The organism is Paenibacillus nanchangensis (assembly GCF_046543445.1).
Classification (GTDB): domain Bacteria; phylum Bacillota; class Bacilli; order Paenibacillales; family Paenibacillaceae; genus Paenibacillus_AQ; species Paenibacillus_AQ nanchangensis.
Map to the genome: position 1 here is coordinate 120,626 of NZ_JBHOFD010000016.1, position 16,000 is coordinate 136,625.

The following is a 16,000-nucleotide window of genomic DNA, read 5'->3' on the forward strand; positions in this document are numbered from 1 at the left end:
GACCCTTATGCATCTGACACAAAAAGTTTTGGATGTGCCCGCACTCAATATTGCATTTTCCGAGCAGGAGCGGCGTATCATTTTGGAGCGGATTGATGACTGTTTATCGAGGGGGGCGCTGAGCCAAGGCAGGTATGTACAAGAGCTGGAGGAACGTTTTGCCCGGTACGTGGGGGTTCCGCATGCTATTGCGGTAAATTCGGGCACAAGTGCTCTTGAGGCGGCAATGAATGTGCTCGAAGTAAAGGGGCAAGAAGTGCTGGTCCCGGCAAATACGTTCATGGCCACGGCTTCCAGTGTGCTGTTTGCCGGAGGTCATGTCCGCCTTGTAGATATCGATCCCCTTACTTTTTCGGTATCGTTGGCTGAAATAAAGAAGCAGGTCACAAGCCGTACCCGGGGCGTGATTATCGTACATATCGGCGGAATTATTACTCCGGAGATTGAAGAAATCAGGCAATGGTGCGAAGAGCAGGGTCTCTGGTTGTTTGAAGATGCCGCGCATGCGCATGGCAGCAGGATGTCAGGAAAAGGCGCGGGAGCTTTCGGGATTGCCGGAAGCTACTCCTTTTTTGCCACGAAGATCATTACCTCGGGTGAAGGAGGGATCATCGTAACAAGCGATCATTCCATGGCGGAGAAGCTGCGAATGTTCCGAAATCATGGCAAGCCTCAGCCTTGGGAGACCTACCATACTTCGCTGGGCAACAATTATCGCATGAGCGACATCACAGCTGCAGTAGCACTCACTCAGTTTGAGCGGCTTGACGCGATTATCGAGCAACGTGAGGCGATCGCCGACCGGTATACTTCCTTCTTTACGATGAATCTTCCCGATTTTGAAATTGTGAAACCGCAGGACAGATGCAGCTGGTATAAATACATTGTTATTTTGCCCGCGGACATTGAAAGCTCCGATTTGAAGCGCAGACTCAAAGAGAAAGGCGTCTCGCTCCAAGGGGAGGTTTACGGAACACCGCTTCATAGGCAGCCAATTGCTTCTTCCCTGCAGTTTAGCGGGGAATATCCACTGGCGGATGAGTACTGTAGGCGGCATATCTGCTTGCCTATCTATCCCAATTTAAGTGATGAGCAGATCGAGTATGTTTTAGCTGTATTTTCAAGTGTTGTAGCGGAGGTAAGGGGGCAGCAATGAACGAGGGAATTGTTATTGAGAATCTAAGGAAAGTCTATCGTATTCCTGTCAGAGAGCATGGGCTAAGACATGCATTCAAAAGTCTGATCAAGATGAAGTACAACGAAGTTGAGGCGGTAAAGGGCATTAACCTCAAGGTTGAGCCTGGAGAAATTGTCGGGTTCATCGGACCTAACGGCGCGGGTAAAACGACCACGCTTAAGATGCTTTCCGGGATCCTGTATCCGACATCAGGCAGCATTTCCGTCTATGGCTTCAAACCGTGGGAGCGTCAGCATAAGTTTCTGCGCAACATCAGTATGGTAATGGGCAACAAATCAACGTTAACCTGGGACATTACGGTTGAGGACTCTTTTTTTGTTATGAAGGAGATCTACGGGGTTTCAGACACCGATTTTAAACAAAGACTCAATGAGCTGACAGAACTGCTGGATATCGGGCATTTGCTTAAAAATCAGGCGCGGAATCTTTCTTTGGGAGAACGCTCCAAGTGTGAATTAACGGCCGCATTGTTACACCAGCCGCGAGTTTTGTTCCTGGATGAGCCTACATTGGGACTGGATGTCAGCATGCAGCTGCGGCTGCGCAGTTTTATTAAGGAGTACAACCAAAAACATGAAACTACTATCCTGCTCACCAGCCATTATATGGAAGATATCGCTTCTCTTTGCAAACGGGTTGTACTGATCAATCAAGGCAAACTGTTATACGACGGGTCGCTGGAGCAGCTAAGCGGCAAGATCGCTCCCTACCGCATTCTTAAGGTCAGCTTTATGGATGAAGACGTAACGGACACCATCGAAGAGCTAAAGGTAAAGTTTCCCGACAGCCTGCAGGTCATGGAGCTAGCCGAGAGCTACGTATTGTTTAAAATTCAGAAGGAAGCTGTTCCTGTCATTGTATCCGACATCTTTAACAGCTATAGCATCGGAAATGTCACCATCAATGATGCTCCAATCGATTCAGTAATTGATGAAGTGTATCGAGAGGGGAGGCTGCTTTGAATTTTCGCGGAGGTTTTGCACTGATACGTAGGACCATGTTCGGGTTTATGGCCGAAAAAGGCTTTTTCTGGACATTGGCGCTTGGTTGGATGATGGGACCTGCCATCTATATGTTTGTTTGGACTGTTGCCGCGGGAGACGGTAGCATAACAGGCTTTACTCAACAGGATTTTGTCAGATATTATATTCTGTTAATTCTCGTGAATCAGCTGACCTACCCTACCTCGCACTGGACGGTTGGCGATCAAATCTATGGCGGCAAGATGTCGATCGTATTGCTCCGGCCAATATCGCCTTTTTACGATGTGGTTGCATCAGATTTGGCTGTTAAGATCGTCTGTATGCCTTTTGTTATTTTTATTGCCGGGATGGCCGCCATTTTTATGAACTTCAGGTTGGCTATATCTGGTCTCGATTTGCTGGTGGCTGTGTATCTTCTTCTTATGGCTCAAATTATTAGATTCATGCTGGCCTATACGCTTTCCCTGTTTGCGTTTTTTACCAATAAAATCAGCTCACTGCTTGCAATTAATGACACCTTGGTATTTCTGCTGGCCGGACAGGTGGCACCTTCGTCGCTGCTTCCGGGATTTATGCAGAAGATTTCCGATTACTTGCCTTTTCAATATATGATCAGCTTTCCCATAGAGTTTGCTCTTGGGAAGTTGGATCGTTCGCAGCTGCTTTTTGGCGTCATTGTTCAGCTGGTTTGGGCAATCGTTATCATCATTTGCAACCGTATTGTGTGGAAAAAAGGGATTCGCGCATACATGGCCGTGGGAGGGTAGAAGCATGCTGAGATATTTGCGTTTGCTGAAATTGTTTTTCTCAACAGCGCTTCTAAAGGAAGCGTCATTCCGCGGTGACTTTTTAATCAAAATTTTGTATACCGCAATTAATTTAACAGGGACCATTGGCGGGATCGCAATTCTGTTTTCCAACACAAATTCACTTAACAGCTGGACTTTTGCGGATACGCTGGCATTGTCGGGTGTGTACTATTTTATTTTGGCAATGAAAAACCTGTTTGTCGGTCCAAGCCTGGGCTCATTGGCCGGGATGGATGGGGAGCTGTGGACCGGCGGATTTGACTTGACACTGGTCAAACCTATTGAAACTCAATTTTATGTGAGTACGAGATACTGGTCACCGCTGAATCTATTTGATGTTGTGGTGGGAATAGCGGTCATGGTGCTGGGTGTTGCCCAAATGCCGGAAGAAATAAGTGTATCCTCCTGCCTGATGTTTGTTTGGGCCATCTTCAATGCATTACTGCTGCTATATTCGATTCTGCTGTTATTAAGCTCCTTGGCGTTTTGGTATGCCGGAAGTCCGATGCTGAGTATATTCGACAATATTATGCAGATGGGGAGATTTCCGGTCAATGTTTATCAAAAACCTATCCAGTTAGTACTTACCTGGGTCATTCCAGTCGCCTTTATTGTCTCTATTCCTGCGGAGGCATTGGTGGGCAGAGCCAGTCTGACCTATTTATTCGGTGGCAGCTTGCTTGCCGCGGCTCTTCTGGTTCTGGCTAGCCTATTTTTTAAGCGAGCGGTAAAAAAATATGCAAGTGCTTCAAGCTGAAGGAGGAATTTAATTGGACACTTCTTCCATATTGAACTTGATTGACTTCAATTGCTCGGAGTATCCCGGGCGTACCGCTATTGATTATGAAGGAACAAAGCTCACCTATGCAGAACTCCGGCGGGAGCTGGAGCTCTGCAGTAAGGAGCTGGATCTTGCGGGAATCGGGCCTGGAAGTAGAGTTGCAGTAGCCGTTGCAGATAAAACTGTTTTTATCAAAATATGGCTCGCTTGCTGGCGTACTGGAGCCATCCCGATCCCGTTTGAACCAGCAAAGAACTTGCCGGAACTGGAGAAAATGGTCTCGACAGGACAATGCCATTATTTAATTTGCGATCCTATGGATCCTGAGACCGGCAGCCGGCTTGAACTGTTGCTAAGATCGCCGATATTTATCTTTAAGGCGGCAGCGTCATTTGCAGATGAAGAGCGGGATCAAGATATGGCTTTGAATTTTTATACCTCAGGAACAACCGGGCTGCCTAAATGCGTACAGTTCAGTCATCAGGCCATCTATCATAATGTGATGTCCATCTGCCGAGGGATGGAGATGACTCCAAGTGACAGGCTGTTTACCCCCCTGTCCCCTTGGCTGCCCGCAGCACTAACTACTGCTGTACTTCCGGCCCTTTGCGCGGGTGCTGCTTTAGTTATGTCGAAGGGTACAATGCCTGCCAGAATCTTTGAACAAATCAAACGTCAAGAGATAACCATTTTTTTCGCGGTTCCTTATCTATATGCTTTGCTTAATGAGTCTGTCGTGTCATCGTCAAGTGTCGCTTGGGACAACGTGAGATTGTGTATTAGCTGTTCTGCCCATCTGGATGCAGCGACTTTTAACGACTTCTATAAGCTGACGGGAAAATCTATCCGCTCATTGTTCTGTTCTTCCGAAGGAGGAGCGATTGCTTATAATGGTTCAAATCAGTATGAGCTGATCAAAGCTTCAGTAGGGCAGCCGCATCCGGGAGTTTCCGTCCGGCTGCTGGATCCGGAGGGGCACGAGGTTGCTGCCGGAGAGGAAGGAGAAATATGGGTCAGCGGCGCTCACATATCTTCCGGATATTACAGACAGCCCGAACTTCAAGCGGAGGTTTTTCAGCAAGGCTGGGTTCGTACGGGCGATCTGGGCAGGTTGGATGAACAGGGGTTTCTTTATTTGTCGGGAAGGCTTTCTGACAACATCAATGTAGGCGGCCACTTGGTAAATCCAACAGAGATTGAACAGGTCCTGCTGCTCCATAACGGTATTAAAGAAGCGCTTGTATATGGCATTGCCGACAAATATTATGGCAGCAAGCTGATTGCGGAAATTGTGCCGCTGAACGCCAGGGTGCCGGATGACGATATTATCAAATTCTGTTCAGCAAGACTCCCGGGGCATAAGGTGCCCAGAGTTATCAAATGGACAGATAGTATTCCAAAGGGCCGTTACGGCAAGAAGCTGAGAAATCAAAATCAAGCCGTTGGGCATATCCCGACACCATGAGATTTCTTGTGACAGGCTGCAGCGGATTTATCGGAAGCAGATTAACAACCCGTTTGCTTGAGCAGGGCCATAGCGTCAGAGGGCTAGTATTGCCGAAAGAAATAGAGGTTGGCCAAACACTTGCACAGCTGGGTATGGAATTGTGGGTAGGCGACATGCTGTGCCCTGAAACGCTGGACGGCATAGCTGAGGATATTGACGTTGTGTATCATCTTGCAGGTAAACATTCCGCTTCTATATCCCGGATGAGTCAGCTGTATGTGGAGGGAACAAGAAATTTGCTGGATCAGCTTAGGTCCAGCGGAACAGATGGTAAATTCATAGCGGCTAGCAATGGGGCTGTATATGGGAGCGGCAGCGAATTTGTGGCTGATGAATCCGCACAGTGCGATCCTGTTCATCCTTTTGGGAGACTTACACTCGAAATGGAACGTCTGGTCCAGCAACACTGCACACAGGGCAGTTGGTCTTATATCATTCTCAGGATCGCCGAAGTGTACGGCCCGCATGAGCATAACTATATTCGGCAATTTATGCGGAGCGCACAGATGCTGGGAGATGGAAGCAATTATTCTTCCAAAGCGCATATAGACGATGTTGTTTCAATCATGCAGTTGGCCTGGAGCAGTCTGGCAGTACAAGAGGTCTATAATGTAAGCGATGATCTGCCTCTCACACAGGAACAACTAATAAAAGAAATTCAAAAATACGTTCAATTGGCTGAAATACAGTGGATCTCCCCCGATGCTGTGCCTGAGCGTATCCGGCTAAGTATACATGGTTTACGCGCCTTATCCGTACGGATGGCAAACGAGAAAATTAAACACTATGCCGGCGTACGGCTGGAATACCCTACTTACATTCAGGCAATTCCATATCTAATAGAAGAAATGCTCAATCAAAGCGAGGTGAGATGATGTGAGTCCGCCTAGAATTTTGCTCCTTCCGAGTCCCCCCAGTTCCGGCTCCGTAGGGTCCGTAAGCAAAACACTGGGAATTGCCAAAGTTCTGCAAAGTGAGGGATGCACAGTCAGCTTTGTGGTTGGCGGCAAGCTTGCAGAATTTGTCCGCACCAACGGCTTTCAGGTTTTTGATTATCCGATTCCTCTTCCTTCAGGAGATTCTGGAGACGTTCGCAGCGCTGCCGATTATGTGGAGTGGACGGGAATGGCGGAACCTGGTTTTATTCGTCAAGCGGTTGAGGCGGAACTAAAAGCGATACAGACTTTTCAACCGGATGCTATTTTTGCCGAGTCCCGGCCGAGCGCTTCTATTTCAGCAGCCGTTGCCCAGATCCCCACTTTGATGATTGCAAGCTGGCCAAGCCATCCTGCCTTTCCGGCCAATTTGCAGTATCCAGGGTCTGCGAAAGCCATAGCTGCTTTCAACGAAGTGTTGGCGGAGTATTCACAGGAACCTGTTTCAAATCTGGCAGAATTATTATTCTCAAGAGCTACGATTCAAATGGCACCTACGCTGCCCGAACTGGAACCTGAGCTGGATGCGTTAAAGGAATGCGATTTTGCTGGTTACATTCTGGATTTAAAGGTAGACCAGGCCTCAAGTTTGCAGTGGCATCCGGACTGGCAGGATAAGCCGCTGATTTTCATCTATTTAAGTGTAAGTGCGATCCCCCCCTTAATTTATATTGAGATGGTCAAGGAGATTTTTGACAAACAGCCTTACCGTGTTGCCTGCTTATGCGGATTTCATTATGAACTTAAGGAGCTTCCCGACAATACTGACAATATTCAATTCCACTGGTTTATTCCTGCTGCTGAGATTATGCCGGAAGCCTCTCTGGTCATTTTCCATGGCGGACAAGATACCATGCTTACGACAATGCTGTATGGACTTCCTAGCATAGCGATTCCCGGCCAGCATTTTGAACGGGACTATAACAGCACACAACTCCAAAATCTTGGCCTCACTTACAAGCTGCCTGTTCAAGCGTTCAGGCCCAGTCGTATCCGCAAGATAGTTCAGACAGCGCTGACCGAGGACGCGGCGGAGCTTCGGGACCGTTATATGTCCAAGCTGAGGTCCTTAAGCGGAACAGAGAATTGCTGCGCTGCACTAATTTCGTTGGCACAAAAAAAACAGCTGGCAGGTGAAATTTTATGAAGTTATCTGTTCCCTATAACGGCGATATCCAGCTTATTGACGAGCTGGGCGGATATGAACATATCAGCTGCTTCTTCGGCGGCTCTTCCCAAGAAGGCTGCGGCAGCGGAAGATCGGCTGCGGCTATGCCGACAAGCACGCGGAGCGATATTGAACAAGCAGTTAAGCGGGCTCATATGTACAAAAAAGAATTTAACTACTTGATGAACAGCTCCTGTCTGGGAAACAGAGAGTATGAAGATGAGGGCTACCGGCAAATTGTAGATCAAATGGATTGGGCTGCGGATATTGGCGTGGACTGGATCACCTTAGCTAATCCGCTGCTATTGGACATTTGCAGGAGAAGACATCCTGAAATCAAAGTAAGTATATCCTCCTTTGCTGTGGTCGAAAGTGTTGAACGCGCGAAATACTTTGATGCAATGGGCGTCAAAGAGATCACCGTAAGAGAGAACATAGCCAGGGATTTCCGGCTGCTTGAACGTATACAGAACAGCGTTGAATGTGAAATCCAGGTTATTGTCAATCAGACTTGTCTTTATGAATGCCCCATGCAGGTCTACCATGACAATGTAATGAGCCACGGCTCCTCTAACCGGGGCACAGATCATCAAAGCTTTATGGATTATTGCTCTGTCAAGTGCACATACGAGAAATTTAATGATCCGGGGAATATCATGAAGGCGCGTTGGATCAGACCCGAGGACTTGACCGAATACGAAAAGATTGGCATTCGCCGCTTTAAGCTGACGGACCGATCGAAATCAACCGCCTGGCTGTTGCAGGCGGCAAAAGCCTATCATGACAAGCAGTATGCGGGCAATCTGGCCGATATTCTGAACATCGTTCATACCAACCATCGCAGAGCGGCCACTGCGGTTTCCCGAGAAAAGGCGGATGTCCCCCGGCACAAGCAGATGAGCCGCCACAGTATCCGTGCCCTGACCTTATTGGATGTTTATATTGATAACGCTAAGCTGGAGGGATTTATTGATTATTTCAAAGAGATAGATTGCCGTTCGCTAGATTGTACAGTGTGCGGGTATTGTGATCAGTATGCTGCTGAAGCGCTTTCGTTCCCTGATCCTTCTGCCAAGTCCAAGGGCTTAACCATGCTGCAGCAGCTGGTACAGGATACGGCGGAACGGCAACCAAAAGTTTTTTGAGAGGAGATAAACCCATGCAGAACAAGGGAATTTTGGGTAAGCTGGCCGCTATTTTTTCAGAGGTCTTAAGCAAAGAGGTTACGATCGAAGAGCTCGAAGCTCACACAGACCTGCTTGAAGCCTTTCATATGGACTCCCTGATTGCTTTGCAGATCATTGTTAAGATTGAGCAGCAGCTGGGAATCGTTATTGAAGATGATGACCTGGCGCTGGAACTATTAAATGATACCGGGAAACTGACGGCGTACATTGAAGGACAGTCGGAAAGGGTGAGCAGCTGACGATGAATCTTTTGTTTCTTTCGGAAGGCGCTTACTTTGCCTATTACCAGGGGGCGGTTAAAGCTAACCGCGCTGTATTTGAGTCACTGGCAGCCAGGGGACATCAATGCACTGTAGTTCACCTGATGGACCAGGGGGAGTCACTAACGCAGGTAGAGGAACAGCTGCTGGAACATGGGGTACAAGATATCAATCGTTCAGCGCATTGTCTTAGGGGAACAGTGAACGGTGTAGAATGCCATTTTACTACAAGTGTTATGCACTTATATAGAACAGCGGGAAATGTAATGAGTAAAAGTAAGCCGGATGTGGTTCTGGTTAATATGGCTTACCATACCATGGTTGCTGCTGGAATCAAGCTTGTGGCCGGAAGCGCAACAAAATTAATTGTCATCTGTCATGACGTAATTACTCTCCCTTTTGGACCGCATAGCTGGATCGATAACCCGCTGCTCCGGGAGGAGCTTGTCCATGTCTCCGGGTTTATCGGCGACAGTGATTTCGTAGCCCGATATATCACTGAGTGGGGCGGGTACAGCAATGCTGTTTCGCTACGCTTCCCGATTTATGGGAACGGTGTGTTTCCGACGTTCCACAATTTTGCTAAAGGGTACATTGCGATATGCAACCCTACGGAGATAAAGGGATTATCCATTTTCCTAAAGCTGGCTCAAGCTTTTCCGGACTATCCCTTTGCGGCTGTCATTACTTGGGGCAATTTAAAGCAGGACGAGCAATCCGCTTTACGCGCTCTTCCTAATGTGACGCTGCTAGAGCCGGAGCGCGACATGAATTTGATTTTTGAACAGGTGCGGGTATGGCTCCATCCTTCAATCTGCGCGGAAGCATTCGGACAAACCGTAATCGAGGCGATGTTAAGAGGCATTCCTGTAATTGCAAGCGATCAAGGCGGTCTGATGCAATCGAAATGCAGGGTGGACTATAATCTTCCGGTTACGCCAATCACGGAAACTTATAAGGATGAAGGAACGGGACTCACTATGCCGGTCATTCCCGAACAGGACGCTGCCGTATACGCCTTATGGGTGGAGACATTGCGGAGGCTGCTGACGGACAAAACGCTCTATGAATCCATTTCCGCCGCCTCAAAAGCAGCTGCGCAGAAATTTATTATGGAGGCCCAGCCCGAAAAATTCGAGTTATATCTGGAGAGTATGCTGCAGTCTGAACTTACGGCAAGGTGAGGTGTGAAAGTGGGAACAACAATGAATATGTCCGCTATTTCACATACTTTGCTCAGCCGTCTCCATCGAGCTCTAGCAACGGGAGACATGAAGATGTGGCTGGAGACCCTGTATTTCGAAGACGAAATGGAAGCTGAATCACAGCGGGCCTGGTTTAAGGGGTACTTGCACAAAACCGTTCCGTCTCGTGTAGAGTTCATCGTGCAAAATGTCAGTTTAAGTCCTGACGAAATTAATGCTGCCTGTACTTTGATTTTCACTTACGAGCAATTTGATCAGCTGAAGGACGAGCATATTTATACGATGCGTTATGTTGAATGTGAAGGAGAATGGAAGGTTGTAACGATTAACAAAAGCTGGCTGCCTTTTGGGACGGCGGAGATTAATCCTGTCCTTTACAGCGATTATTCCACGGCCGATCCCTTTTGGTGGAGTAATGAATCGGAACTGGAACTTGTCCGAAACAGCAGCGATCCGCTGCCGGCGAATTTGTACGCCCGTGCAATACCGCGAAATATACGTTCCCGGGAAGTGCACTCTGACCTTGAATGTGCGGCTGTTCTGTCTAACATGTTATCCCTGCGGACAGCTGATTTAGCTGCATTGCTGATTCGGCCAAACGATCTACAAACGCTAGAGGCCTTGTATCATTTTGCAAGCAAAAATATCAACTTTCAGATTGAACGGCCTGACCGTAACAGCAGCTGGTCAAGCAAATTTACCGCTCCAACATTCAGTTTTGATGAACTGTTGGCAATGGCTGGAGGCCACTTCCCATTAACTGCTAATTGTACGCCGGTTATGTCTCTTTATTTTGCCGTGCTCCGGCTTTGCGGCTATGCAGCTTCGGATATCGTCCAGCTCCGTTTAGTGAATTACGATTGTTTGCTCGTCTCTATCAGTGGGGAAGCTCACCTGTTTTTTACAGACCGCATTGTGAAGCTGAACGCCGGAACCTTCTATTATCAGAATGAAATCAGCAAGTTATTTAATGAAAGAGAATACTGGTCCGCTGCCGGAAATTCGAGTTTATCGAGCCAGATGGCGGATCGATTGAACAGCTGGTTCGGTGAGGACGTCGTATTCAAATTCTCGCATCCTTTAACAACCGGAAATGGTGGCGATAAAAGTGACTGCCCAATGCCCAGTTTAAGAGACTGCGCCGATCCGCTGGAGCTTCACGGTTTGCTCCGTCAAGCGATCCTGAAGTACAGCTGCGATCTTCCGGATTCTGTTTACACTTACGCCAAGTATGCGTACCAGACAATATTGGTCAAAAAGCCGCAGGCCTATGTGCTCGCCTCAATGAACAGTCCGGTTATTCGTCAGTTTTTGAGTGACTATGATACGAAAGAACGTTTTTTCGAGTATGTGAGTCTATTGAAGAAGAAGTCCATATTTCGGGAATATGACCGGCTGATGACCGCAGATCAAGTTATCCGGCACGGTACCGGGGATCCAGCTTCCCTTAGTGTTTTGGTGTTTGTCTGGCTGAATTTAAGCTGCCGTTCTCATGGCGGAGTCTGTGTAACAGATGAAGACAGCTATTGCTGCTTTGATGGAGAAATATGGAGCGGCAAAAAACGAAAAAACGTATCAGAGATACAAGGAAATCTGTTGGTTGCCTTTAACCACGAATCCTGCTTCAGTGAGCTGATGAATATGTATGAGGCGAAGGATGATGGATGGATAACGTTCATAAGGCAGCGTATGAATGTGTCATGAAGGAGCGATATACATTGAATGACTGGATTCATATTCAGGGTGCAAGAGAAAACAATTTAAAAAATATATCTTTATCGATTCCACGTAATAAACTGGTTGTGCTGACTGGTTTGTCCGGTTCCGGCAAATCAACGCTTGCCATGAATACCTTACAGCAGGAATGCCAAAGGCAATATATGGACTCGCTCGGAATGATAAGTGATTTTATCCACAAACCCAAGGTGGATTCTATTGAAGGCCTGTCGCCTTCCATATGTGTTGACCAGCGCCATACCAACCGTAATCCCCGGTCAACCGTCGGAACGACAACGGACCTTTATACCTTGCTCCGCATCATGTTTGCCAATTGCGGAGAAAGAACCTGTCCTGGCTGCGGAAGTCAAGTCAAAGGTTCCAACAGCGCTGACAGCTGGCAGGAAAGCTATGGATCATTTGAAACAGAGATTCAAGATCTGCCGATGTCCTATTCAGACGCAGGCAAAACCTTGTGCCCGGTGTGCAGCCATGAACTCAAGGAATTGACGATGGCTCATTTTTCCTTTAATAAACCCGAAGGTGCTTGCCCAGTTTGCATGGGGTTAGGGGTTGAACGAAAACCGAATCTGCAAGAGATTTTCAATGACACTCTCAGTATGAAGCAGTGTGCTCTTAAAGGGAGCAATCCGCATGGCGCACAGCTGATGGCAGATAATCTGGTCGCAGCCGGTAACTATTACGGATTTGTGTTTGATCCGGATAAACCTTTGAAGGATCTAAGCACAGTCGAACGGGATCTGCTGTATTACGGTGTATACAGCCCGCGGTTTACCAGGCATTTCCCGGGGAAGAACCCTCCAGCCTATGCCGCGGAAGGTCGATTTGAGGGGATTTTGACCAACCTGGAACGCAGATACAAGGAACGTGGACATGAATCGGACTATCGGGAGAAACTCGAAAAATTCTTCCATTTGCAGGAGTGTTCGGGCTGTCACGGCATGAAGTTGAACGCTGAGAGCAGAGCCGTTACTCTGGCCGGGAAAAGTATCACTGAAGCCTCTGCATTACCACTTTTCCATTTACTTGACTGGTTACATAAGGTGTCCGCCCAGCTGCATATGGGAAGTCAGGATGCGCTGATGAATGTGGTGGCCGAAATGGAAAAGAAGCTGGCCCGCTTGTTAGAGGTAGGAGTCGGTTACTTGAGCTTGGACCGTTCCACTGTTTCTTTATCTCTTGGAGAAATGCAGAGACTTAAACTGGTCTCATTAATTGGGGCCGGTTTAACAGGAGTCTTGTATATTCTCGATGAACCGACAGTTGGACTTCACCCGGCAGATACTGAAGGCCTGCTCCGGGTGCTCCGGCAGTTGCGCGATCTTGGAAATACGGTCTTAGTCATTGAGCATGATCCCGATGTTATGCGAGCCGCTGATTATCTTATAGATATCGGGCCGGGTGCCGGCAAGCAAGGGGGAGAAGTGGTTGCGGCCGGATCCGTGCAGCAGCTGATGCAGTGTACCAGATCGTGGACAGGGCAATATTTTTCCGGAAAAGATACGGTTAATCTGCCTGAGCAGCGGCGTAGAGGAAACGGGGAATCCATTCAGATTGCCAACGCCCGTTGCCATAATCTTAAGAATGTAAATGTAAATATTCCGCTTGGCAAGCTCGTTGTGCTGGCCGGGGTATCCGGATCTGGAAAATCGACGTTAATGTTCGACGTTCTGGCTCAATCGGCACAACTTCATTTTGCCCAAGGTACCGGATCTAGCGGATATGCAGAGGTTACAGGCTGGGAGAATGTGCATAAGGTTATTAGTTTTGACCAATCCCCTATCGGCCAGACAGCAAGATCCAACGCAGCAACCTACACGGATGTCTACACGGCGATAAGAAACATCTTCGCTTCGCTGCCCGAGGCGAAACGGCGTAACCTTCAGGCCAAACACTTTTCGAGCAATGTACCCGGCGGCCGATGCGAACGCTGCCAAGGGTCAGGAGTAGTGCAGGTGAATTTGCAATTCCTGCCGTCGGTTGAGGCACCTTGCCCCGTTTGCCGGTCCAAACGATTTAAGCCGGAAATATTGGATGTAAAGTACAAAAACCATACCATTTCGGATGTATTAGCCTGCTCAGTAAAAGAAGCGATGGAGCTATTTGAGGATGAACCATCCGTATACAACAAGCTGAATGTGATGTGCCGTATCGGGCTGGATTACTTGATTCTCGGGCAACCGGCAACAACCTTGTCCGGAGGGGAGGCTCAGCGGGTGAAGCTTGCCAGAGAGCTCTCCAAGAGCAGCAGACATCATACCTTATATTTACTTGATGAACCTACAACAGGCCTGCATCCCCATGATGTGATTAAGCTGATTGATATGCTTGGGCAGTTGGTCGATTCAGGAAATTCCGTCGTTGTTATCGAGCACAATACCGATGTCCTAGCCATGGCGGACTGGATTATTGACATGGGTCCGGAAGGAGGGTTGGAAGGGGGAGAAATTCTAGGCGAAGGTACGCCGGAAACCGTTGCGGCAATCATGAATTCCAAAACAGGCCGTATTGTTGGCCAGCTTCTCAATCTATATCGACAAAACTTTAAGGGGGAGTTCATGTGTTAATTCTTGGACTAAGCGGCGGTTTAGGACATGATTCAGCGGCATGTTTAGTGCATGACGGCAATCTGGTTGCTTATGCCGAAGAAGAACGGTTTAGCCGGAAAAAACATGCTTATGGGGAGCCGCCGGTTTTATCGGTCCTCAATTGCCTGACCCAAGCTGGCGTTGCTTTTGAAGATATTGATCTGATCGCTTTATCATGGGATCCGCAAAAAGCTGAGGAATTGGGGATATTGGAGAAGTTCAAGAAGCATCCGATGTTTATAGGCAAAAAAATGCCCGATATTGTTTCGGTCAGCCACCACTTATGTCATGCGGCAAGTGCGTACTATTTATCCGGATTTGATGATGCGGTGATTTTGGTCATGGACGGACAAGGCGACGACATATCTACCACAATAGCCTATGGGAAAAATGAGGACATTGCGATTAAGCAGGAGTACGGGATCTCGCAATCGCTCGGGTTCTTTTATTCCATTGTCAGCGATTATTTACAGCTTGGGTCATCGGGAGAAGGGAAGCTGATGGGCTTGGCCTCCTACGGAGAGCCGGTCTATGACTTTGCTATACGGTTGACGGAGGACGGATACGAAATACCTATTGGAGAACCGGACAGTTCGCTTGGGTTGGAGGATAAGTATAACAAATTGACGCGAATGTGGATGAAAGAGATGTACCGCAAATTCGGTGATCCCCCTAAGCGAAAGTATAGCAGCAATACATTGTACGGCGGTTTGAACTATACGGTGGAGTACGACAAAGTCCACAAAAATATTGCCGCATCGGCACAGCAGGCGCTGGAAGATACTATAGTGCATCTTTGCCGCCAAGCTGCCCGGCAAAGCAATAGCAAAAATTTGGTGTTAGGCGGAGGCGTAGCTCTTAATTGTACGACAAATGGCAGGCTGGAACGCCTCGGGATTTTTGAAGATATCTTCGTTTTGCCAGCAACCAATGATGCTGGGGGATGTATCGGCGCTGCAATGATGGTGTCGAAAGGGCATTCCGTTCTTCCTGTGAAAGGGAGACTGAAGACTCCTTACTGGGGAATCTCCTATGATGATAACCATATCGCTGAAGTAATGGACAAGCTGGGTTTGAAGTATAACTATTCATCCGATATTTGCCGGCAGGCGGCAGAGCTGATTGACAGGGGGAAGGTTATTGGCTGGTTCCAAGGCGCAGCTGAGATGGGACCAAGGGCATTAGGCAATCGGTCCATAGCAGCCAGTCCCGCTAGCTACGAGTCCTATGTGAGGGTCAACCAGCAAATCAAATTCAGAGAATCCTGGCGCCCGTTGGCTCCAAGTATACTGAATGAACATTCAGATTGGCTGGTTGAGGAGGCGCGGTATTCGCCCTATATGCTGAAAGCCTACACTGTCAAAGAGGAGAGAAGGCAGGCAGTTCCCGCCATTGTACATGTGGATAGATCGACCAGACCGCAAACGGTCCGAAAAGAAGCAAATCCGCTTTGGCATCAGCTTATTGCTGAACATCATCAATTGTCCGGAATTCCGCTGATTATGAATACATCGCTTAACACACGGGGAGAACCGGTATGCGAAACTCCGTACGACGCAATTAAAACATTTTACACTTCTGCCATGGATGCTCTGGCTGTCGGCAACTTCTTAATTGAAAAATAATACGGGAAACGAGGGGA

Annotated in this window: 13 protein-coding genes; all 13 read left to right on the top strand. The window is 48.0% G+C overall.

Features of this window, described 5'->3' with window-relative positions; all coding sequences use genetic code 11:
- The first annotated feature begins 7 nt into the window (after positions 1 to 7).
- The 13 genes from ACE6ED_RS14730 to ACE6ED_RS14790 all read left to right on the top strand — a co-directional run bounded on the left by ACE6ED_RS14730 (position 8) and on the right by ACE6ED_RS14790 (position 15,983).
- Positions 8 to 1,156: a DegT/DnrJ/EryC1/StrS family aminotransferase gene (locus ACE6ED_RS14730; protein WP_410827942.1), complete on the top strand. Its 1,149-nt coding sequence runs from the start codon at positions 8 to 10 to the stop codon at positions 1,154 to 1,156.
- Entirely contained in the window at positions 1,153 to 2,160 is a 1,008-nt protein-coding gene (locus ACE6ED_RS14735) for an ABC transporter ATP-binding protein (protein ID WP_410827943.1), read from the top strand. The genes ACE6ED_RS14730 and ACE6ED_RS14735 overlap by 4 nt, the downstream gene beginning before the upstream one ends.
- Positions 2,157 to 2,948, top strand: coding sequence for an ABC transporter permease (locus ACE6ED_RS14740; protein WP_410827944.1), 792 nt, complete (start codon positions 2,157 to 2,159; stop codon positions 2,946 to 2,948). The genes ACE6ED_RS14735 and ACE6ED_RS14740 overlap by 4 nt, the downstream gene beginning before the upstream one ends.
- A gap of 4 nt (positions 2,949 to 2,952) precedes the next feature.
- Entirely contained in the window at positions 2,953 to 3,747 is a 795-nt protein-coding gene (locus ACE6ED_RS14745; protein WP_410827945.1) for an ABC transporter permease, read from the top strand.
- A 13-nt stretch (positions 3,748 to 3,760) separates the two neighbouring features.
- A complete protein-coding gene (locus ACE6ED_RS14750) occupies positions 3,761 to 5,236 on the top strand; it encodes a class I adenylate-forming enzyme family protein (protein ID WP_410827946.1) in 1,476 nt (491 codons plus the stop codon).
- Positions 5,233 to 6,153 carry an NAD-dependent epimerase/dehydratase family protein gene (locus ACE6ED_RS14755; protein ID WP_410827947.1) on the top strand — a complete coding sequence of 307 codons (921 nt, stop codon included), beginning with the start codon at positions 5,233 to 5,235 and terminating at the stop codon, positions 6,151 to 6,153. Before ACE6ED_RS14750 ends, ACE6ED_RS14755 begins: the two co-directional genes overlap by 4 nt.
- A 121-nt stretch (positions 6,154 to 6,274) precedes the next feature.
- On the top strand, positions 6,275 to 7,360 hold the full coding sequence (locus tag ACE6ED_RS14760) for a glycosyltransferase (RefSeq protein ID WP_410827948.1): 1,086 nt from the start codon (positions 6,275 to 6,277) through the stop codon (positions 7,358 to 7,360).
- Between the two features lie 176 nt (positions 7,361 to 7,536).
- On the top strand, positions 7,537 to 8,526 hold the full coding sequence (locus ACE6ED_RS14765; RefSeq protein ID WP_410827949.1) for a U32 family peptidase: 990 nt from the start codon (positions 7,537 to 7,539) through the stop codon (positions 8,524 to 8,526).
- 14 nt (positions 8,527 to 8,540) lie between these two features.
- Positions 8,541 to 8,807: an acyl carrier protein gene (locus ACE6ED_RS14770; RefSeq protein ID WP_410827950.1), complete on the top strand. Its 267-nt coding sequence runs from the start codon at positions 8,541 to 8,543 to the stop codon at positions 8,805 to 8,807.
- 287 nt (positions 8,808 to 9,094) lie between these two features.
- Positions 9,095 to 10,012, top strand: a complete 918-nt coding sequence (locus ACE6ED_RS14775) for a glycosyltransferase (RefSeq protein WP_410827951.1) — start codon at positions 9,095 to 9,097, stop codon at positions 10,010 to 10,012.
- 9 nt (positions 10,013 to 10,021) lie between these two features.
- Positions 10,022 to 11,737 carry a hypothetical protein gene (locus ACE6ED_RS14780; protein WP_410827952.1) on the top strand — a complete coding sequence of 572 codons (1,716 nt, stop codon included), beginning with the start codon at positions 10,022 to 10,024 and terminating at the stop codon, positions 11,735 to 11,737.
- A 14-nt stretch (positions 11,738 to 11,751) separates the two neighbouring features.
- Positions 11,752 to 14,337 (top strand): excinuclease ABC subunit UvrA, encoded by a 2,586-nt coding sequence (gene uvrA / locus ACE6ED_RS14785; protein ID WP_410827953.1) that lies wholly within the window; start codon positions 11,752 to 11,754, stop codon positions 14,335 to 14,337.
- Complete coding sequence (locus tag ACE6ED_RS14790) at positions 14,331 to 15,983, top strand: carbamoyltransferase family protein (RefSeq protein ID WP_410827954.1); 1,653 nt, start codon at positions 14,331 to 14,333, stop codon at positions 15,981 to 15,983. Before uvrA ends, ACE6ED_RS14790 begins: the two co-directional genes overlap by 7 nt.
- Positions 15,984 to 16,000 lie beyond the last annotated feature (17 nt).

Excerpts from the sequence above, each read along its gene's own strand:
- ACE6ED_RS14755 (WP_410827947.1), top strand. The coding sequence starts at position 5,233 with ATGAGATTTCTTGTGACAGGCTGCAGCGGATTTATCGGAAGCAGATTA.
- ACE6ED_RS14735 (WP_410827943.1), top strand. The coding sequence starts at position 1,153 with ATGAACGAGGGAATTGTTATTGAGAATCTAAGGAAAGTCTATCGTATT.
- ACE6ED_RS14775 (WP_410827951.1), top strand. The coding sequence starts at position 9,095 with ATGAGTAAAAGTAAGCCGGATGTGGTTCTGGTTAATATGGCTTACCAT.
- ACE6ED_RS14765 (WP_410827949.1), top strand. The coding sequence starts at position 7,537 with ATGTACAAAAAAGAATTTAACTACTTGATGAACAGCTCCTGTCTGGGA.
- ACE6ED_RS14730 (WP_410827942.1), top strand. The coding sequence starts at position 8 with ATGCATCTGACACAAAAAGTTTTGGATGTGCCCGCACTCAATATTGCA.
- ACE6ED_RS14745 (WP_410827945.1), top strand. The coding sequence starts at position 2,953 with ATGCTGAGATATTTGCGTTTGCTGAAATTGTTTTTCTCAACAGCGCTT.
- ACE6ED_RS14770 (WP_410827950.1), top strand. The coding sequence starts at position 8,541 with ATGCAGAACAAGGGAATTTTGGGTAAGCTGGCCGCTATTTTTTCAGAG.